17 protein-coding genes are annotated in these 20,417 nt (G+C 33.9%); 11 read left to right on the forward strand and 6 right to left on the reverse strand.

The genetic code is table 11. The features are described 5' to 3' along the window. Nucleotides 1-41: 41 nt before the first annotated feature. The 3 genes from CA2559_RS13855 to mfd are packed head-to-tail and all read right to left on the reverse strand — an operon-like array spanning nt 42 to nt 4,321. Nucleotides 42-191 carry a hypothetical protein gene (locus CA2559_RS13855; protein ID WP_169310330.1) on the reverse strand — a complete coding sequence of 50 codons (150 nt, stop codon included), beginning with the start codon at nt 189-191 and terminating at the stop codon, nt 42-44. Between the two features lie 11 nt (nt 192-202). Then, on the reverse strand, nt 203-922 hold the full coding sequence (locus tag CA2559_RS02570) for a DoxX family protein (RefSeq protein WP_013186278.1): 720 nt from the start codon (nt 920-922) through the stop codon (nt 203-205). A gap of 18 nt (nt 923-940) precedes the next feature. After that, nucleotides 941-4,321 (reverse strand): transcription-repair coupling factor, encoded by a 3,381-nt coding sequence (gene mfd / locus CA2559_RS02575; RefSeq protein ID WP_013186279.1) that lies wholly within the window; start codon nt 4,319-4,321, stop codon nt 941-943. 127 nt (nt 4,322-4,448) lie between these two features. On the opposite strand from mfd, the gene CA2559_RS02580 reads away from it, so the two are divergent. From CA2559_RS02580 to CA2559_RS02595, 4 genes are all read left to right on the forward strand, one after another. Continuing rightward, a complete protein-coding gene (locus CA2559_RS02580) occupies nt 4,449-4,874 on the forward strand; it encodes a lipocalin-like domain-containing protein (RefSeq protein WP_013186280.1) in 426 nt (141 codons plus the stop codon). A gap of 74 nt (nt 4,875-4,948) precedes the next feature. Beyond that, nucleotides 4,949-5,389, forward strand: a complete 441-nt coding sequence (locus tag CA2559_RS02585; RefSeq protein ID WP_013186281.1) for a lipocalin-like domain-containing protein — start codon at nt 4,949-4,951, stop codon at nt 5,387-5,389. Nucleotides 5,390-5,593: 204 nt separating this feature from the next. Then, the gene (locus tag CA2559_RS02590; RefSeq protein ID WP_013186282.1) at nt 5,594-6,961 is read left to right on the forward strand and encodes a dihydrolipoyl dehydrogenase family protein; all 1,368 of its coding nucleotides are present in this window, start codon (nt 5,594-5,596) and stop codon (nt 6,959-6,961) included. A gap of 130 nt (nt 6,962-7,091) precedes the next feature. Then, nucleotides 7,092-7,835 carry a hypothetical protein gene (locus tag CA2559_RS02595; protein WP_013186283.1) on the forward strand — a complete coding sequence of 248 codons (744 nt, stop codon included), beginning with the start codon at nt 7,092-7,094 and terminating at the stop codon, nt 7,833-7,835. Here the strand turns inward: CA2559_RS02595 and CA2559_RS02600 are convergent. Both CA2559_RS02600 and polA read right to left on the reverse strand, forming a co-directional pair. Further along, the gene (locus CA2559_RS02600; RefSeq protein ID WP_013186284.1) at nt 7,832-8,641 is read right to left on the reverse strand and encodes a tryptophan-rich sensory protein; all 810 of its coding nucleotides are present in this window, start codon (nt 8,639-8,641) and stop codon (nt 7,832-7,834) included. The two genes, CA2559_RS02595 and CA2559_RS02600, sit on opposite strands and share 4 nt — an antisense overlap. Before the next feature lie 18 nt (nt 8,642-8,659). After that, nucleotides 8,660-11,530 (reverse strand): DNA polymerase I, encoded by a 2,871-nt coding sequence (gene polA / locus CA2559_RS02605; RefSeq protein ID WP_013186285.1) that lies wholly within the window; start codon nt 11,528-11,530, stop codon nt 8,660-8,662. A 238-nt stretch (nt 11,531-11,768) separates the two neighbouring features. Between polA and CA2559_RS02610 the strand changes: the two genes are divergently transcribed. From CA2559_RS02610 to CA2559_RS02640, 7 genes are all read left to right on the forward strand, one after another. Then, the gene (locus CA2559_RS02610; RefSeq protein WP_013186286.1) at nt 11,769-12,929 is read left to right on the forward strand and encodes a homogentisate 1,2-dioxygenase; all 1,161 of its coding nucleotides are present in this window, start codon (nt 11,769-11,771) and stop codon (nt 12,927-12,929) included. Nucleotides 12,930-12,949: 20 nt separating this feature from the next. Further along, the gene (gene hppD / locus CA2559_RS02615; RefSeq protein WP_041240868.1) at nt 12,950-14,086 is read left to right on the forward strand and encodes a 4-hydroxyphenylpyruvate dioxygenase; all 1,137 of its coding nucleotides are present in this window, start codon (nt 12,950-12,952) and stop codon (nt 14,084-14,086) included. A 289-nt stretch (nt 14,087-14,375) separates the two neighbouring features. Beyond that, nucleotides 14,376-15,146, forward strand: a complete 771-nt coding sequence (locus CA2559_RS02620; RefSeq protein ID WP_041241090.1) for a DUF3108 domain-containing protein — start codon at nt 14,376-14,378, stop codon at nt 15,144-15,146. A 5-nt stretch (nt 15,147-15,151) separates the two neighbouring features. Continuing rightward, nucleotides 15,152-16,123, forward strand: coding sequence for a tryptophan 2,3-dioxygenase family protein (locus tag CA2559_RS02625; protein WP_013186289.1), 972 nt, complete (start codon nt 15,152-15,154; stop codon nt 16,121-16,123). Continuing rightward, complete coding sequence (locus CA2559_RS02630) at nt 16,120-17,373, forward strand: peptidoglycan DD-metalloendopeptidase family protein (RefSeq protein ID WP_013186290.1); 1,254 nt, start codon at nt 16,120-16,122, stop codon at nt 17,371-17,373. The genes CA2559_RS02625 and CA2559_RS02630 overlap by 4 nt, the downstream gene beginning before the upstream one ends. Nucleotides 17,374-17,386: 13 nt before the next feature. Then, on the forward strand, nt 17,387-17,830 hold the full coding sequence (locus CA2559_RS02635) for a hypothetical protein (protein WP_013186291.1): 444 nt from the start codon (nt 17,387-17,389) through the stop codon (nt 17,828-17,830). A gap of 11 nt (nt 17,831-17,841) precedes the next feature. Next, nucleotides 17,842-19,215, forward strand: a complete 1,374-nt coding sequence (locus CA2559_RS02640) for a TlpA family protein disulfide reductase (RefSeq protein WP_041241091.1) — start codon at nt 17,842-17,844, stop codon at nt 19,213-19,215. Nucleotides 19,216-19,290: 75 nt separating this feature from the next. Here the strand turns inward: CA2559_RS02640 and CA2559_RS02645 are convergent, their stop codons facing one another. Next, nucleotides 19,291-20,370: an endonuclease/exonuclease/phosphatase family protein gene (locus CA2559_RS02645; RefSeq protein WP_013186293.1), complete on the reverse strand. Its 1,080-nt coding sequence runs from the start codon at nt 20,368-20,370 to the stop codon at nt 19,291-19,293. Nucleotides 20,371-20,417: the final 47 nt, after the last annotated feature.

Here is a 20,417-nt window from a genome sequence, read left to right on the forward strand (position 1 = left end):
AGGCTGGTTTGAAAACGCAAATATAAAACTATCCAAAGGGTTTAGTGGTTATCGTCTTCCTTTTTACCAAACAGAAATCCTAATGGCAAAAACACTAAGAAAAACATATACCAACCTGTTACCAAACCTACGATAGTAATAATGGTAGCTATGATTACAATAATCCATTGAGTTTTTCTAGAGAATTTCAATACCTATAGTTTTATAAACTTTTCTCATAACACTCTAAGCATTCATTTAATGGCGAGCCATTGTTATGTACACAATCACAAAACACAAGACAAGCCTCTGGATTAGTGGCATTCATACAATCTTGTTGGCAGTCTGAAATTGAATTTCTAGGCATAAGTAGTGTTTTGTTTATTACAACAATAAACCCTACAATTACCACAAACACCATAAAAGAACCTACAACAAACCTCCAAGGAAAGTGCTTTGTTTTTTCATTAGCAACTATTAAGTTTTCCGTTGATGTTTTATGATACCACGGAAAGATAAATTTAAGCTTATGGTAATCCCAACAAAGTAAAAATATATTGGCCAAGAGCATTAATGGTGATGACAACAAAGAACCATCAAACCTTACAGAGAAAGATAGTAGCGCAATATTTAAAATAACAGGAAAATACAAAAGTGCTCCTAATGTTGCTGTTCTGGGAATAAGCAATAGCACGCCAGCAAGTACTTGAGCAACACCAATTGCTGTATAGTAATATCCTGTATGAAATAACGCTGTTAAATAGCTTCCCATAGGATGCATATCTGGAAGCGCTGTGAAACGTTCTCCAATAATCTTTGTAAAACCCGCAGGAATAAAACCAATAGCAAGTACAATCCTACAGAAAATAGCAAACCACCCAATCCATATATTATGTCTGGCTTTTTTATGAGCTCGTTCAAACCTTGTTATAAGATGATGCATTACAACTAAAATTCTGTTTTAAGACACTTGTTCTTGTTGTGCTTTTTGAGACTTAAAATCTAAAGGTTTTAAAACTTCTAAAGCCTTATCAATTGTCTTTACTTTATCAAAAGTAACTAAAAGCCTTAAGCCGTTTCTTGTTTTCTTTTCTTTCATAACTACTTGACGAGGATGTGTTTGCACATATTGTAAAACCTTAGTAAAGGTATTACTTTGGTAAAAAGGACTTTGTTGATCGTTTATAAAGTAGCCAATCATTTTACCTTGCTTAAGTATTAGCTTTTCAATACCCACTTGCGTAGCTATCCATTTTACCCTTACAGAGTTTAATAAATCTTCTGCTTGTTGTGGCAACTCTCCAAAACGATCTAACAGGCGTTTTTCGTATGCCTCAAGTTCCTTCTCTTCAGAAATAGAGTTTAGCTCTGTATAAAGGTTTAAGCGTTCAGAAATATTATTTATATAATCATCTGGAAATAAAAGGCTAATATCTGTATCTATAGTGGTGTCTTTTAAGAAAACTCTATCTTCTTCTTTAGTGTCGTAAAGATCTTTAAATTCTGTTTCCTTAAGCTCTTCAATAGCTTCATTTAAAATTTTCTGATAGGTATCGAAACCAATTTCATTTATAAATCCGCTTTGCTCACCTCCAAGTAAATCTCCTGCTCCACGAATTTCTAAATCTTTCATGGCTATATTAAAACCGCTTCCTAAATCTGAGAATTGCTCCAACGCTGTAATACGTTTTCTGGCATCATCTGTCATTGCAGAATATGGTGGTGTAATAAAATAACAGAATGCCTTTTTATTACTACGACCAACACGGCCACGCATTTGGTGAAGATCTGAAAGACCAAAGTTATTGGCATTGTTTATAAATATGGTATTGGCATTTGGTACATCTAAACCACTTTCAATAATTGTAGTAGACACTAGAACATCAAAATCTCCATTCATAAAACTTAGCATAAGTTGCTCCAGTTTTTTTCCTTCCATTTGGCCGTGACCAATTCCAATTTTTGCATCTGGCACTACACGTTGTATCATACCAGCAACTTCCTTAATGTTTTCTATACGGTTGTGTACAAAATAAACTTGACCGCCTCGTTGTATTTCATATTGCACAGCATCACGAATACTTTCTTCTGAAAATCTAATTACATTAGTCTCAACAGGATATCTGTTTGGTGGTGGCGTTGTAATGGTACTTAAATCTCTTGCAGCCATTAAACTAAACTGAAGCGTTCTAGGTATTGGTGTTGCTGTTAAGGTAAGTGTGTCTACATTTTCTTTTATGGTTTTTAGCTTGTCTTTTACAGCCACACCAAATTTTTGTTCTTCATCTACAATTAACAGCCCTAAATCTTTAAACTTTACAGTCTTATTTACTAATTGGTGAGTTCCTATAATGATATCTACCTTACCTGCCTCTAAATCTGCTATGGTTTCTCGTCGTTCTTTAGCGCTTCTAAACCTATTTAAATATTCCACCGTGACAGGAAAATCTTTTAAACGTTCACTAAATGTTTTATGATGCTGAAACGCCAAGATTGTAGTTGGTACTAAAACTGCTACTTGCTTACCATTATCTACAGCCTTAAATGCTGCTCTTATGGCAATTTCGGTTTTACCAAAACCTACATCACCACAAACTAAGCGATCCATTGGCCGCTCGTTTTCCATATCTTTTTTTACATCTTCTGTAGCACTACTTTGATCCGGTGTGTCTTCATATATAAAAGAAGATTCTAACTCAAGTTGCATTGTGGTATCTGGACCAAATGCAAACCCTTTTTCTAGGCGTCGTTTTGCATATAATTTTATAAGGTTAAAAGCTATTTCCTTAACCTTAGACTTGGTTTTTTGTTTCAGTTTTTTCCAAGCTTGGCTACCTAATTTATAAACTTTAGGTGCTTGCCCATCTTTGCCATTATACTTGGTTATTTTGTGTAGTGAATGTATGCTTAGGTAAAGAATATCTCTATCTCCATAAATTAACTTAATAGCTTCTTGCTTCTTACCCTCAACATCAATTTTCTGTAGACCACCAAATTTTCCAATACCGTGATCTATATGTGTAACATAATCTCCCACAGTAAGGTTGGTTAGCTCTTTTAAAGTAATGGCTTGTTTTTTAGCATAGCCATTCTTTAAATTAAATTTATGATAACGCTCAAAAATTTGATGATCTGTATAGCAAACGCTATTACTTTCATCATCTATAAAACCTTGGTATAAAGAAACTGTTACTGTTTCATATTGCTTTACGTTAAGCTCTGCATCATCAAAAATATCATGAAAACGCTTGGCTTGCTGTTCACTTACGCAAGCTATATAGTTGTGATAACCATCTTCATGGTTTTCATTTAAATTTTCAATAAGCAAATTAAATTGCTTATTAAAGCTTGGTTGTGGTCTTGTATGAAATTGTATGGTGTCTGCCGCACCAGTACTTTTATTTAAAATTTCAAAATGCGTAAATCCTTTAAGTTGCTCTTTTAACAGTGCTCCTGTAGCAAATAACTCTTCTGGTTCACTGTGTTTAGTTTCTGCATTTAATGTTTTAAAAGCTTGTACAGCCTTATCAAAGTTTGAATCTATTCTTCCAAATACAAGCTCTGTATTTTTACTGAAGATGATAGTTTTATGATGAATATATTTCAAGAAGCTTTCTCTAGATTCTTGAAGCAACTTATTTTCGACATTAGGTATTATCGAAATTTTTTTGGTTTGCTCTAAAGACAACTGTGTCTCTACATCAAAAGTTCTTATGCTATCTACTTCATCCCCAAAAAATTCAATTCTAAAAGGCTCATCGTGACTAAAGCTAAATACATCTAAAATACCACCACGTAAAGAAAATTCGCCTGGTTCAGTAACAAAATCTACACGATGAAACTTGTACTCAAACAATACTTCATTCACAAAATCAATAGAAACCTGTTCTCCAACACTAAGTTTTAGCGTGTTTTTCTCCAACTCCTTTTTGGTTACCACCTTTTCAAAAAGTGCATCTGGATAGGTAACGATTAAGGCTGGTTTTCTTCTGGAATTAAGTCTGTTTAAAACCTCAGCCCTAAGTAGTACATTGGCATTATCTGTTTCTTCTATTTGGTAAGGTCTTCTGTAGCTTCCGGGATAAAACAGCACCTCATCATCTTTTATAAGTTGCTCAAAATCATTTAAATAATAAGCTGCTTCTTCCTTATCGTTAAATATGGCCAAGAATGGTTTGTCTGCTTGCTTAAAAGCTTCTGCAATAGCAAAAGATACGGCAGATCCAACAAGTCCTGTAAGGGTTGTTTTATGATAATTTTCTTGAGATTGGGCAATAGTGTCCTGCAGTTTCCTGAATTGAGGAGACCGAGAAAAGGCTTGGGAAATAGATGTCTTACTCATGTATACTACAAAGATACTTGTAACCTCTAAATTATAGAATGTTATCTATAAGTTTTTACAATAAATGTATAGCGTACCACAACCGCGATTATAACATACATTTAGTATATTTAGAAAAAACTATATTTTGAAGAACCTTATCCTAGCAATTACTTTTCTTTTATGTTTATGCAGTTGCAGTAATGATGATGATAGCACGAACCAAACGTCTAATTTTGAAACTTTAATTGTTGGGGAATGGCAATTAATTGAAAGCTACGATAATGAAGAACTTATTTCTTTAGGAGAATGTGAACTAATGACCACCTTTAATTTTGATAGTAATAATGAATTTGGGTTTGTTGATGTTTTTACAAATACAAATGGTAACTGTAGTGTTTTTAGCATATTAATTGGTACTTATACCATAAGTGAGTCTATTCTCACTTATACATTATCATCTGGAGATGTTTCTCAAGTTCAAATTACCCAACTTAATACCACAACATTAGAACTTACAGTAAGTACAGACGATGGCACATTAACTAAAGTGTACTCTAAAATAAGCTCTTAATTTTGATTTTGGGTAATATCATTTTATAGTCTTTATATTTTTATAATTTAGCAGCAAAATAAACAAAACTCAAAATGAAAACATTTAAACTTATTTTATTAGCTGCAATAATAGCCTGCACCACAGCATCTTGCAGTAGCGACGACGACTCCAACAATGGAGATGTTGCAGATTTCAATACATTAATTATTGGTCAGTGGCGCTTAACTTCTGAAGTAATTAACGGAGAGCCAGAACCTTTAGATGATTGCGAAACCTCTAGCACAATTACATTTAGTGAGGATACTGTAACTTCTGTATATGTTTATACTAATGACGAAAATGAATGTGAAACAGAAACACCAGATGTATCAACCTACACTATTTCTGGAAACACCGTTACTATAAGCTACGATGGCGGTTCAGATAGTGGTTCAATAGAAACACTAAACAACTCTACACTTACATTTTCATTTACAGATTCTTTTGGAGACGAAACAGAAGTGTTTACAACAACTTATACAAGAGTTAATTAAAACGTTTATTGCGTTTAATGTCTAAGCATCACTTTTTAGTGGTGCTTTTTTTGTGTCTAGATATTTTAAGAATCCCTAACTGTTATGTAAGCTTTAAAAACATAGCGTGACTTATTTAAGAGAATTTGTGTTTAGGCAGCCTATTATTTACAATTTCTATAACACGGCTGTTATACACCAACTCTTAATTTTACATAAAAAGTTATGGCCTACAAACATTTTGACGTCTTTATAATAGGATCTGGAATTGCAGGACAAACCTGTGCAAAAAAACTTGCTAAAGAAGGATTAAACGTTGCAATTGCAGACGACAGAGAATTTGGAGGTACTTGTGCTAATAGAGGTTGCGACCCTAAAAAAGTTATTTATGGTCTAACCCATATCTTACAGAGAAGTAATGATCTTTTAGGAAAAGGGATTACCACAATGCCAGAATATTCTTGGAAAGATCTTATGGCCTATAAATGTAACTTTACAGATGCAGTGCCAGCTGTAACAGAAGAAAAGCTTGAAGATTTAAATATCACTTTATACCACCAATCTCCTGAATTTATAGACCAGAGCACTATCTCTGTAGAAGGAAAAACTGTCACTGCAGATAAGTTTGTTATTGCCACAGGTTTACATCCAAGAAACTTAGGATTTGATGGGTGTAAACTCATGAAAGTAAGTGATGATTTTCTTGAGTTAGAAACACTTCCTGAAACTATGATATTTGTAGGCGCAGGTTATATCGGGATGGAGTTTGCCCATATGGCTGCACGTTGCGGTGTAAAGGTTACAGTTATTGATTTTGCCAAACGACCTTTAGGTAATTTTGATGAAGATATAGTTGAAGAACTTGTAAAGGCTTCAAAAAAATTAGGTATTAAATTTATTTTTGAGGCTGATGTAAGACAAGTAAAACATTTAAGAAAAAACTACGAGGTTGAGTATTTAAAAGATGGTAAACTGCAAACTGCAAAGGCAGAACTTATTTTTAATGTAGCGGGACGAGTTCCTGCTACAGAAAAACTTAAACTTCAGAAAGGTAATATTGAATTTAATAAAAATGGGATTGAGGTAAATAGCTATTTGCAAAACCCAACAAATAAAAATGTATATGCCTGTGGAGATGTTAGTGATCACGCAGTACCACTAACGCCTTTTTCCGGCAGAGAAGGAAGTACCGTAGCCACAAATATTTTAGCAGAATTAAACTCCAAAACAACTTCTAAGAAAAAAATTACTTTTCCTCCTACACCATCGGTGTGTTTTACAATACCTAATGTAGCAAGTGTTGGCATTTTAGAAGCCGATGCTAAAAATGAGTCTTTAGAGTATATTGTAAAATCTGGAGATGGTAAAGATTGGTATAATGCTAGAAGAGTAAACACTTCTGTATACGCCTATAAAATAATTATACACAAAGAGACCGATAAGATTTTAGGTGCACATTTAATTGGTCCACAAGCTTCAGAAGTTATCAACCTTTTCTCAATGGCTATATTTAAAGAGATGACAGCTGCAGAGCTTAAACAAATGGTCTTTGCATACCCAACTTGGGGAACAGATGTAGCTGCAATGGTATAAAATTTTGGTATTAGGCACGATATTTGGTCTTTTAACGGATATAAATACACATTAACGTTTTACAAATTTCTATCTTTGTTTTTTTTAACATAGTATTAAGATTTCTATTTCGTTAGATTTTAAATTATTTATGCGCACCATTTTTACCTTTATACTTTCATTTATTCTATTTGTTTCTAATACAAATGCACAGGTAGGCATCTCTACTACAACACCTCAAGCAGCTTTAGATATAACCTCCACAGATTCTGGCATATTAATACCAAGAGTTGCATTAAACTCTTCTGCAGACACTGGCACGGTTTTAAATCCAGATGGTTCTCCATTAGTAGAAGGCACTATGGTTTTTAACAATGGTAACGGTACCTTGACAGAAAAAGGGTTTTACTTTTGGAATGGTTCAGATTGGGATAAACTTGTAGATAATACACCGCATATTCATATCGGTAAATTTAGAATTACCTCAACAGGCACAGTTAATTTTACAGGATTACCTTTTAAGCCTTCTCGTATTGTTTTTACCGCTTATGCAAATGTTGATGATTATAACCAAAGCGCTAGCAATAGTACTGGTAACAATAACAACAACACTAAGGAAAACACTCACGGTTCAATGAAGGGTTATGCTTATGAAATTGATGGATCAATCTTACAGCAATCTATTTTTAACGGTGGTTCTGGAAACTCTATTAATGATATATCACGTTACGCCTCTTCAACAAATTGTATTGGCTTAAGGTACACCAATCAAAATGGAGGTAATTTAGGGCTAACAACTGCTACGCTTACAGCATTTAATGATGATGGTTTTACATTAAATATCACCAATGCAGTAGATAATGTAGTAGTAATTTATGAAGCTTACAGGTATTAAGAGTTCGGTTCTTTATTTAAGTACTCTAAACATTTTTGGTAAGGGCTTGTATCTTTATTTTTAATAGCATGAACGCTACTGCTTACAAGTAATAACCCTCCAGTAATTAAAGCACAATAAACAACAGCTTCCTCTATATTATAGTTTGCCACACTAATAGCCACTAGTGCCCAAGCACCTACCAATGCAAATTCTCGCATGTTTCTGGTCCAAGTAATGGCTAAATTAATACCAGTAGCAATTACTATCATAACTATTGTCCAAAACTGATGCGATAGTCCAAAAGCATTCCACTCAATTTTTGTAAGATATACAGAAACATTTGCAATGCATGCAACTGTTAACCAGCCACTATAAAACACAAACGGCCACCAAATAAATAAAATTACAGCTATTGGAGCATCCCAAAGTTCCATACTATTTTTATAAACTATTTTAAATAGACAAAACAGCAGGAAAAAAATTACAACTACCGAAGCTAATATATAATCTGAAACAAACAAGTAACACCACAAGCTATTTGCCAAGCAACTTAGTGTAAACCACCAACCTGTTTTTTGTATAAAATCATCATCCCTAACTTTAACAATCAAACTTCTCGATTGGTAAATCACAAAGCCGAAAAGCAACAAGTAAATAAGACCCCAAATTGAAAATGCATAACCAGCTGGCGTAAACATATTACTATACTTAGCACTTATTTCTGCTTGAGTTGCACCGTTAAAAAGACCTGCGCTGGACGCATAATTCATAAATATTGTAATAGCAAACACAACTATGTTTACTATTTGTAAGGTCTTTTTCATGTTTAAGAGTTTATTTTATTAATGCGCTTCTAGCCAATCGTTACCTACACCAACCTCTACATCTAACGGTACGCTTAAGGTGTAAGCGCTTTCCATTTCTGTTTTTACTAAAGTTTTAATGTCTTCTAACTCATTTTTTGGAACATCAAAAACCAATTCATCATGTACCTGAAGTAACATTTTAGTTTTAAAGTTTCCTTCGGCTAATTTTTTATGAATATTAATCATAGCCACTTTAATTATATCTGCTGCACTACCTTGTATTGGCGCATTTACAGCATTTCGTTCTGCAGCACCTCTTACAACACCATTACTAGAATTTATATCTTTTAAATAACGGCGTCTTCCTAATACGGTACTTACATAACCATCTTCACGAGCATCATCTACTAGATTACTCATGTAGTTTCGAAGCTTTGGGTAGGTTTTATAATACGTGTCGATTAAGTCTTTCGATTCACTTCGTGTAAGGTCTGTTTGGTTACTTAGCCCAAAAGCTGAAACACCATATATAATACCGAAGTTTACGGTTTTAGCATTACTACGCTGTTCTCTTGTTACCTCATTAATAGGTACATTAAAAACTTTTGCTGCAGTACTGGCGTGAATATCTTCACCATTTTTAAAGGCTTCAATCATTGTGTCTTCCTCGCTTAATGCCGCGATAATCCTTAATTCAATTTGACTGTAATCTGCAGCGAGTAGTACATAGTCTTCATTTTTAGGTACAAATGCCTTTCTTACTTGCCTTCCTCGTTCTGTACGTATTGGTATATTTTGAAGATTAGGGTTATTACTACTTAAACGACCTGTAGCAGCAACGGTTTGCATATAATCTGTATGCACTCTACCATCTTCTTCAACTTGCTCTGGTAGTGCGTCTACATATGTACTTTTAAGTTTTGCCAACCCACGATAGTCAAGTACATTTTGAATTATTGTGTGATCTGCGGCAAGATAACTTAGTACATCTTCTGCAGTTGAATATTGTCCTGTTCTGGTTTTCTTAGGCTTTTCTACTAGTTTAAGTTTATCAAAGAGAATTTCGCCCAGTTGTTTTGGCGAGCCAATATTAAATTCTTCTCCAGCTTCTTTATAAATCGAAGCCTCTAAAGTTGCAATGTCATTGTTTAAGTCTTCAGCTAAATTATTTAAAAATGCTTTGTCCAAATTAATACCTTCCAACTCCATTGCTGCCAATACACGTAGTAATGGAATTTCAATATCATCAAACAATTTTTGGGTATTGGCATCTCCCAATTCTTTTTCAAAATGCTCTTTTAATTGAAGTGTGATATCTGCATCTTCCACCGCGTACTCGGTTTGATCTTCTAAAGGCACATCTCGCATACTTTTTTGATTCTTACCTTTTTTACCAATTAATGTTTCTATTGAAACCGGTGAGTAATTGAGGTATGTTTCTGCAAGCACATCCATATTATGGCGCATGTCTGGGTTTATAAGATAATGTGCTAACATGGTATCAAAAAGAGGTCCGCGAACTTCTATATCATACTTATGTAGTACTTTAATATCATACTTTAAATTTTGCCCAACTTTCTGAATGTCTTCGTTTTCAAAAAATGGCCTTAATTCTTCTATTAATTGTTGTGCCTCTTCTTTGTTATCTGAAAACGGCAGGTAAAATCCTTTACCAGCATCCCAAGAAAACGCAATACCTACCAACTCGGCAGTTAAAGGATTAAGTCCTGTAGTTTCTGTATCAAAACAAACAGATGTCTGTTTGTTTAAATTTTGTAGAAATAGCTTTAAGCCCATTCCAGATGTTGCTACACTTTGGTAATGGTGTTCCTTTGATTTTATGGTCTGCCTTGATGATGCCTCTTCAACATCATCTGCTATCGTGCTATTAGCATCAAATAAGTTGTATTGTCCTGCACCTGCTTGAGCTGCTTTTTTCGAAGCTGTTTCAATCTTCTTAGCCGTTTCTGTATTAGAGACTGCTGCGCCAACACTTGCTTCTGCCTCACCAGAGAAAATTTTTACAAATTGATCTTTAAGTCTTCTAAACTCAAGGTCATCAAAAATTTCTGCTACAGCTTCTGCATCTGGCTCAGACAACTCATAGTTTTCTGCATTAAAAGTAACATCACAATCTAGCATGATTGTTGCCAATTTTCTAGAAAGTCTTCCTAACTCTGCGTTAGCAATAACTTTCTCTTTCATTTTACCTTTAAGCTTATCTGTGTTTTCTAATAAACCTTCTAATCCTCCATATTGCTTAATAAATTTTTTGGCTGTCTTATCTCCAACACCTGGCAAACCTGGAATATTATCACTAGCATCTCCCATCATCCCTAAGTAGTCTATTACTTGCTCTGGTCGCTCTACTTCAAACTTTTTCTGTACTTCTGGTATTCCCCAAATTTCTATACCATTACCCATACGTGCAGGCTTGTACATAAAAATATTTTCTGAAACCAATTGCGCATAATCCTTATCTGGTGTAACCATAAAAACTTGGTAGCCTTCCTTTTCGGCTTGCTTAGAGAGTGTTCCTATTAAATCATCTGCCTCTACACCTTCAATTTCTATACAAGGCACGTGCATAGCTTTTAGTATACTTTGTATGTATGGCACTGCTATTTTAATTGCGTCTGGAGTTTCATCTCGATTGGCTTTATAATCTTCATACATCTCTACACGATCACTACTACCACCTTTATCAAAAGCTACGGCTAAGTGGTCTGGTTTTTCACGTTTAATAACATCAAACAATGAATTCATAAAACCCATGATGGCACTTGTGTCCATCCCTTTTGAGTTTACTCTTGGGTTTTTTATCAACGCATAATAGCCTCTAAAAATTAGAGCATAGGCATCAAGAAGAAATAAACGTTTTTGAGTGTTTTCTGGAGTATTGGTCATGAGAATGTGTTGAAAATCTTGAGATGTTGAATAGCTTCAAAGTTACTAAAATGAAGAGTAACCTCATGATTTATTTATACTATAGGTTTAAAGAAACAGCATTCCTATTAATCTTAATAATTAATACACCTACACAAATTGGCGATGCAATTAATTGTCCTTAAATTTATCGATATTTGTAACTAAGCATTTTAGGTCTAAGTTCAGATTTTGTATATTAAGATAAAAATTAAAACACATGCCTTTTTACCATAAACTCGGTAAGATTCCTCATAAGCGTCATACCATTTTTAAGAAACCAGATGGCTCATTATACTATGAGCAGCTTTTTGGCACAATTGGTTTTGATGGTATGAGCAGTAACTTATACCACGAACATAGACCTACACAGGTTAAAAAAATAGACGGCAGTTATGATGTAACTCCTAAAGTAGCTACCAAAAACAATATGCATTCTTTACGCCTTAAGGGTTTTCAGGTTATACCAGAACCAGATTACTTAGAAAGCAGAAAGGTAGTGCTTACAAATAGCGATGTAGATATTACATTAGCATCGCCTCAAAATTTAACACAAGACTATTTTTATAAAAATGCAGATAGTGATGAGTTATTATTTGTACATAAAGGTAGCGGTGTCTTAAGAACGCATTTAGGTAATTTAGATTTTAAATATGGAGATTACCTTTTAATACCTAGAGGTGTTATTTATAAAATAGATTTTGATGATGAAAACAATAGACTATTTATAGTTGAGTCACGTCGTCCTATATACACTCCTAAACGTTACAGAAATTGGTTTGGACAATTGTTAGAGCATTCTCCATTTTGTGAGCGTGACCTAAGACAACCTCAAGACTTAGAAACTCATGATGAGGTTGGAGATTTTGTAATTAAAGTAAAAAAGAATAACGAAATCTTCAATATGGTTTATGCCACGCATCCTTTTGATGTTGTTGGGTATGATGGCTATAATTATCCATATGCATTTTCAATACATGATTTTGAACCTATAACTGGTCGCATACACCAACCGCCACCAGTACACCAAACATTTGAGACAGATGCCTTTGTAGTATGTAGTTTTTGTCCGAGAAAATACGATTACCATCCAGAAAGCATTCCTGCACCTTACAACCATAGCAATATAGATAGTGATGAAGTGCTGTATTATGTAGATGGTGATTTTATGAGCAGAAATGATATTGAGCCAGGACACATATCACTGCATCCTGCCGGCATACCTCACGGCCCACATCCAGGTGCTGTAGAACGTAGCATAGGGCAGACAGAAACTGAAGAGCTTGCTGTTATGGTAGATACTTTTAAACCATTAATGGTAACTGAAGAAGGTGCTAAAATAGCAGATAAATCTTACCACCAATCTTGGTTAGAACACTAAAAAATACAAAAGACTTTATAATGATAGATAATAAAACACCAGAACTAGAAAAAGTAATAGAAGGCGCAGAAGATTTTCTACCCTTATTAGGAACAGATTTTGTTGAGCTTTACGTAGGTAATGCAAAACAAGCAGCATATTATTACCAGACTGCTTGGGGTTTTGAGCCAATAGCATATTCTGGACTTGAAACTGGTCGCAAAGACAGTGTTTCTTATGTTTTACAGCAAGGAAAAATAAGACTTGTACTTACATCTTCACTACAACCTGGCGGTACTATTAATGATCATATAAGTGATCACGGCGACGGTGTAAAAGTTGTTGCACTTTGGGTAGACGATGCCACAAAAAGCCACGAAGAAACTACTAAACGTGGAGCACAATCATATATGGAACCTTACACCGTAGAAGATGAATACGGGAAAGTTGTTCTTTCTGGAATACACACTTATGGAGAGACTGTTCACGTATTTGTAGAGCGTAAAAATTACGAAGGTGTCTTTTTACCAGGTTACAAACCTTACAAACCAAACTACAGCACTAATAATGTAGGTCTAAAGTATATAGACCATATGGTTGGTAATGTAGGCTGGAATGAAATGAACAAATGGTGTGAGTTTTACGCAAAAGTAATGGGCTTTGCACAAATGGTTTCGTTTGATGATAAAGATATTTCTACCGATTATACAGCCTTAATGAGTAAGGTAATGAGTAATGGAAACGGTAGGATTAAATTTCCAATTAATGAGCCTGCTGAAGGAAAGAAGAAGTCTCAAATTGAAGAGTATATAGACTTTTACAATGGTGCAGGCGTACAACATATTGCATTAGCAACAGATAATATTATTGAAACTGTTACAAACTTGAGAGATCAAGGTGTAGAGTTCTTATACGTACCAGAAACTTATTATGACACCGTTTTAGATCGTGTTGGTGAAATTGACGAAGATCTTGCACCATTAAAAGATTTAGGAATACTAATAGATAGAGATGATGAAGGCTATTTATTGCAAATCTTCACTAAACCAGTTCTAGACAGACCAACAATGTTTTTTGAAATCATACAGCGAAAAGGAGCACAATCTTTTGGAAAAGGAAACTTTAAAGCGCTGTTTGAAGCGATAGAACGCGAGCAAGATCTTAGAGGAACTTTATAAGTTTTTTAAGAAATTTTATGAAAATATGATTTATAGTTTTATATTTGACTGCTAATCATAAATAGATTATGTTAATGGCTAAAAAGTATTTGCTCAATATCTATTAAGTTTATACTTTTGCCGAGCTTTTTTCGGAGTGGTTACTGAAAGGAGTGAATTTCATAATTTAAGATTTAGTTGGTTAATACAATTAAAAACTCCATCGGTAACGGTGGAGTTTTTTTCTTTTTTTACCTTTGGAACAGTAATTGTAAATCATCTTAAAAAGATCACTAAATCTTATAACCACATGAAGACTTTAATAGCATTTACATTACTCCTAACTACAACTGTATCAATTGCTCAGCAAAAAGCTTTCGACACTAATGAGTGGCTTCAATTTAGGATACATTATGGTTGGTTTAATGCTAGTGAGGCAACTTTAGAGGTTAAAGAAGACACCTATAAAGGAACACCTGTTCACCATATTGTAGGCAAGGGAAAATCTACCGGATTATTGCATTTATTTTTTGAAGTAGACGATAATTACGAAACATACGTAGACAAAACCAATGGCCAACCTTATAAATTTATTAGAAAAATAAATGAAGGCGGTCACACCAAGGATATTGAAATTAATTTTGACCACTCCAAAAACACTGCTTTAGTACACAACAAAAAATACAACACTAAAAAAACATTCACCACAAAAGAAAAGGTGCATGACATGCTTTCTGCATTTTATTATCTTCGCAATAATTTAGACCCTACAACCCTAACATCTGGCGAGGAGCAAACCCTAAATCTATTTTTCGACGAAGAAAATTTTAAGTTTAAACTTAAGTTTTTGGAACGCGAAACTATTAAGACCAAATTTGGAAAAATAAAATGTCTTAAATTTAGGCCCTACGTACAAGCAGGTCGTGTTTTTAAGGAGGAAGAAAGCTTAACATTTTGGGTTAGTGACGACCCTAATATGCTACCTATTAAAATAGAGGCAGACTTAGCTGTAGGTTCTTTAGAAGCAGACTTAAGTGCTTTTAAAGGTTTGAAACATCCGTTCCAGATTGTCGTTAATTAAAATATATGAGTAACATAGACCCTGAAATTGCCAAAAAAATAATTCAATTAGAAAAAAAGTTCAAGAACTCTGGGCAAGACATGGGTTCCTATTTAGATGGTTTGTTGCACGAACGCTATCTTACCTATTGGGATTACATACATTTAGATACACTTCTTAGCCTACAAATACCTAAAACACATTTTCCAGACGAAGAAATATTTATAGGCTATCACCAAATTACTGAACTCTACTTTAAGCTAATCATACATGAGCAAAAGCAAATCATAGATGACAAAGGCCAAAAGGCAGAGTTTTTTATTGAAAAAATTACACGAATAAATAGATATTTCAGAATTCTAATAGATTCTTTTGATGTTATGATTCGTGGTATGGAACGAGAGCAGTTTCTAAAGTTTAGAATGTCTTTATTACCTGCAAGCGGATTTCAATCTGCACAATTTAGAATGATCGAGGTTTATGCAACTCCACTAAATAACCTAGTACACCCTTCACTAAGAAAAGATTTAGAAACTTCTGAAGATATTGAGAACCTATACGAACAATTGTATTGGAAACGTGGAGCAACAGATTTAAAAACAAAAGAGAAAACCTTAACACTTAAACAATTTGAATACCGTTATACACCTCGTTTTATAAGAATTGCCAACGAAGTAAAAGGACAAACTATTTTTCATAAATATGAAGAGCTTCCAAAGTCTGAAAAACAAAATAAAAAACTTATTGAAGCGTTAAAAAACTTAGACCTAAACGCAAATGTAAACTGGAATCTTATGCATATGGGTGCAGCCTATAGGTATTTAGACAAAGAAGGCAGTGCCATACAAGCTACAGGAGGCACCAACTGGAAGCAGTTTTTGCCACCAAGCTTTCAAAAGATTGTATTCTTCCCGTCACTCTGGACAGAAGAAGAGCTAGACAATTGGGGACAAGAATGGGTAGAACATTTATTTAACACAGAAAAAATTAAGCATTGAAACACCTCTTATCACTTTTCGCATTAATTTTAATTTTAAGCTCTTGCGGAAACGAGCCTAAACCTGAAACAGAACCAATGGCCATTGCTCCAAAACCAATCGTTAAGGAATATGGCTTTAATACAGAAGAGTATGAATTTGTAAGAGATACCGTAAAATCTGGTGACACTTTTGGTACTATATTAGACGCTCATGGCGTTCCTGCCCAAACAGTGTTTAACATTACAAACTCTGTAAAAGAAACATTTAATCCAGCTCGAATAGGCATAGGAAGACCTTATGCTATATTAAAATCTAAAGACACCTCCCAAACTGCACAAGCTTTTATATATGAAAATGACAAGGTAGATTATACTGTTGTTAATTTTTCAGATAGTATTGGCGCGTATAAAGGTCAAAAAAAATTAACGGTAGTAGAAAAAGAAGCTACAGGCATCATAAACAGTTCGCTATCAAAAACTATGGAAGATAGCGGCCTAAGTGTTGTGCTTGCTTACAAAATGGCAGATGTCTATGCTTGGACTATAGATTTCTTAAGATTACAAGAAGGCGATAGATTTAAAGTTATTTATGAAGAAAAGTATATAAATGACACTATATATGCCGAATTGGGAAGCGTTAAAGCTGTTTATTTTGAGCATAGAGGCGAACCGTTTTATGCGTTTAATTTTAAGCATGACTCAATTATTGGTCAGCGAGAATATTATGATGAAGAGGCAAATAACCTAAGACGTGCTTTCCTAAAAGCACCTGTGCAGTTTAGTAGGATTTCTTCAAGATTCAATTTAAAAAGGCGAATTAAATATTACGGGTATAAACTAAGGCCTCATAGAGGTACAGATTATGCAGCAAGTGTTGGCACTCCTATTTTAGCTACAGCAGATGGCGTAGTAACCAAATCTGAATATAGAGGCGGAAATGGAAACTATGTAAAATTAAGGCACAACTCTACCTATGAAACACAGTATTTACATATGAAAAAACGTAAAGTTAACGTTGGTCAATATGTAAAACAAGGAGATGTTATAGGTTGGGTAGGTATGACCGGAAATACTGGCGGACCTCATGTTTGTTACCGTTTCTGGAAAAATGGCGTACAAGTAGATCCTTTAAAACAAGACTTACCTAGTGCAGAGCCTTTAGAGGAAGCATTAAGAACAGAATATTTTATGCATATAGACGACTTAAAACGTCGTTTAGATGCATTAGAATTTAAAGAAGAGAACACAAACATCATAGCAAAACTATAACCAACCAGAACTTATGGAAATCATTAAATTTATTCACTCCTATTGGGCATATCTAGTCGTAATTGTGGTAACTGTTGCCACTATAAATGCAGTAATAGGTTACGTTACAAAACGAGAATTTGTACCACGAGATTTTAGACTCGCATTATTTGCTTTAATTGTAACGCATATTCAATTTTTAATTGGCTTTGTTTTATTCTTTGTTAGTGATAAGGTAAGGTGGTTTGATAGTGATACAGAGGTTTCAACAATTATGAAAAACTCAGATCTAAGATTGTACAATCTCGAACATCCATTAGTAATGATACTCACTGTTGTTTTTATTACAGTTGGTTATTCTAAACATAAGAAAAAGCTTACCAGCACGCCAAAACTTAAGATGTTAGCTATATTCTATACGTTAGCACTTATTCTATTACTTTCTCGAATTCCTTGGAGTTCTTGGTTAACATTTTAATTAATCCATTTATGAAGTATTTTATCTTAAGTTTAGTAGCAATTGTAATTGTATCCTGTGCTACAGAAAATAAACAACATACAATAGTAAGTGGTACGCTAACAAACAACTCTAAAGATATCGTTGCCGTTAATGGTCATGGAGAAGCTTACGAACTAAAGGTTGATAAAGAAGGTAATTTTAAGGATACCTTAAACATTTCAGCAAATGGTTACTATTACTTTTTTGCAGGAAGAGAGCGCACAACAATATACCTTGAAAAAGGAAAAACCTTAAATGTAACTGTAAATACAGATGAGTTTGATGAAACTATAAATTATAGCGGAGATCTTGCAAATGAAAATAATTATCTGGCTGCTAAATATCTTTATAATGAAGCCAATAGAGACATGCAATCTCTTTACGCTAAAGAAGAAGCTCAATTTAAGAATGCACTATCAAGCTCCAGCAAAAGTTATGACAGCATCTTAAGTGCAAACAATGTTACAAACACTGCATTTCTTGAGTTAGAAAAAGACGATATAAGATACGCAGAAGCAGGTAATATTTTAAATTATGAAACCTATCATAAATACGCGACTAAAAATGATTCATTTAAAGTTTCGGAAGGGTTTTATAGCTCAGTAAAAGATTTAAATTACAAGGATACTCTTGCATATAAAAACTCAGAAGTTTACAGAGGGTTAGTGGCTACTCATTTAAACACCATTATTTCTAAAAAACAAGAAGAAGATAGCACAGCAAACTACAGTGTTACTTTTGTTGAAACAGTTAATGATGAATATGCTAATGGTACTATTAAAGACAATGTACTTACCAATTATCTAAGCGGTTATGGTTTAAGACCAGATGAGCATTTAGAGAAAATTTACTCAACGTATATTAGCACAAATCCTACTAAAGAAAACCTAGAAAAGGTTAACAAGCGCTATAATGTTTTAAAGGATATTACTCCTGGTAAAATTTCACCAGAGTTTAGTTTTGAAAATATAGATGGCTCAACTACAAGTTTAAAAGACTTAAGCGGTAATTATGTTTATATAGATGTTTGGGCAACTTGGTGCGGACCTTGTATCGCAGAAATACCATCATTAAAGCAAGTTGAAAAAGACTATCATGGGCAACCAGTTAAGTTTGTTAGTATTTCCATAGATAATGAAAAGGACAAACAAAAATGGAAGGCAATGATTGAAGAAAAGGACTTACAAGGCATACAATTATTTGCAGATAACAATTGGGAATCTAAGTTTGTTCAGGATTATGGTATTCAAGGTATCCCAAGATTTATCTTGATAGATAAGAAAGGTCATATTGTATCTGCAGATGCACCTAGACCTTCTAATCCAGAATTAAGAACAAAGCTTGATACATTGCTAAAATCTTAATCTGTTAATTAATTATATTATTAAAAAAGCCCTTTTGAAATACATCAAAAGGGCTTTTTTATTTGAGTTTATTCTTTAATTTACTTCTTTAATCAAGTAAACATAAACCGGAAAGTGGTCACTAAATCCGTTTGTAAAACCACCATCGCTCCAACTTCTAAAAGGATATCCTTTGTAACGTCCTCTTGGATTAGCTAAGTAGTTTTTATTATAAATTCCCACTTTGTAAAACCTGTAAGAAGAAAAATCTTCATCTAATAATGGCTTAGACATAATCATTTGGTCAAATAAATTCCAACCATCTCTATAGGCTAAAGTACCAATACCTTGCTTAAACAAATCCATCATAGGATTATAAAGATCTTTAGTTTCTAAATTTTCTTTTTCGTCTTTAGCGCCAAGAACTTTAGTCACACTTGTATTTGTAGGGTCATCATTTAAATCTCCCATAGTGATAATCTTAGCATAAGGGTTTACCGCTTGTAAAGAATCAATAATACTCTTGTTTAAAGCTGCAGCCTTTTCTCTTTTGTATCTACTACGTGCCTCACCACCACTTCTCGATGGCCAGTGATTTACAATAAAATTCATTTCATCTCCATCTAATAAACCGGTTACTAATAACTGGTCTCTAGTATATACACGTTTTTCAGGATCATTATTATCGTAAATTAACAACTCATGATTTGTAGCGCTCTGTAGCTTAAATAAGTCTTTTTGGTATAAAAGAGCAACATCAATACCACGTCTGTCTGGAGAATCATAATGAGCTATACCATAATTTTTTTCGACTAATCCTGGCTGATTCACTAGATCTTCTAAAACTTTTCTGTTCTCCATTTCACATAAACCCACTATTGCTGGAGAGTTTTTAGCTACATCTGCACCTATTTCAGAAATTACCTTAGCCATATTAGCTAACTTACTTTGGTAAGCTTGCTCCCTATCGTTTTGCATTTCCATTATAGGACTAGCCTCATCATTCTTTTCTGTATCGTCCTCTGTATCAAATAAGTTCTCTAAATTGTAAAAAGCTACCGTTAACACATTGTATTTTTTTTCAGTTGAAACTTTGCTTTCAGTAGTTGCAACTTTAGAGCTACCGCAACTAAATGCAAGACAGGCAATTAGGAAGATTGTAATTTTAGTTTTCATAGTTTATATTATATTAATGTAAAGCCTTGTTCAAAATAAGCGTCAAA

It is taken from the genome of Croceibacter atlanticus HTCC2559 (assembly GCF_000196315.1).
GTDB lineage: Bacteria > Bacteroidota > Bacteroidia > Flavobacteriales > Flavobacteriaceae > Croceibacter > Croceibacter atlanticus.

What these genes read in the sequence shown, in the direction of transcription:
- CA2559_RS02570 (WP_013186278.1), bottom strand. Translation starts at nt 922, where the DNA reads ATGCATCATCTTATAACAAGGTTTGAACGAGCTCATAAAAAAGCCAGA.
- mfd (WP_013186279.1), bottom strand. Translation starts at nt 4,321, where the DNA reads ATGAGTAAGACATCTATTTCCCAAGCCTTTTCTCGGTCTCCTCAATTC.
- CA2559_RS02585 (WP_013186281.1), top strand. Translation starts at nt 4,949, where the DNA reads ATGAAAACATTTAAACTTATTTTATTAGCTGCAATAATAGCCTGCACC.
- CA2559_RS02590 (WP_013186282.1), top strand. Translation starts at nt 5,594, where the DNA reads ATGGCCTACAAACATTTTGACGTCTTTATAATAGGATCTGGAATTGCA.
- CA2559_RS02595 (WP_013186283.1), top strand. Translation starts at nt 7,092, where the DNA reads ATGCGCACCATTTTTACCTTTATACTTTCATTTATTCTATTTGTTTCT.
- CA2559_RS02600 (WP_013186284.1), bottom strand. Translation starts at nt 8,641, where the DNA reads ATGAAAAAGACCTTACAAATAGTAAACATAGTTGTGTTTGCTATTACA.
- polA (WP_013186285.1), bottom strand. Translation starts at nt 11,530, where the DNA reads ATGACCAATACTCCAGAAAACACTCAAAAACGTTTATTTCTTCTTGAT.
- CA2559_RS02610 (WP_013186286.1), top strand. Translation starts at nt 11,769, where the DNA reads ATGCCTTTTTACCATAAACTCGGTAAGATTCCTCATAAGCGTCATACC.
- hppD (WP_041240868.1), top strand. Translation starts at nt 12,950, where the DNA reads ATGATAGATAATAAAACACCAGAACTAGAAAAAGTAATAGAAGGCGCA.
- CA2559_RS02620 (WP_041241090.1), top strand. Translation starts at nt 14,376, where the DNA reads ATGAAGACTTTAATAGCATTTACATTACTCCTAACTACAACTGTATCA.
- CA2559_RS02625 (WP_013186289.1), top strand. Translation starts at nt 15,152, where the DNA reads ATGAGTAACATAGACCCTGAAATTGCCAAAAAAATAATTCAATTAGAA.
- CA2559_RS02635 (WP_013186291.1), top strand. Translation starts at nt 17,387, where the DNA reads ATGGAAATCATTAAATTTATTCACTCCTATTGGGCATATCTAGTCGTA.
- CA2559_RS02640 (WP_041241091.1), top strand. Translation starts at nt 17,842, where the DNA reads ATGAAGTATTTTATCTTAAGTTTAGTAGCAATTGTAATTGTATCCTGT.
- CA2559_RS02645 (WP_013186293.1), bottom strand. Translation starts at nt 20,370, where the DNA reads ATGAAAACTAAAATTACAATCTTCCTAATTGCCTGTCTTGCATTTAGT.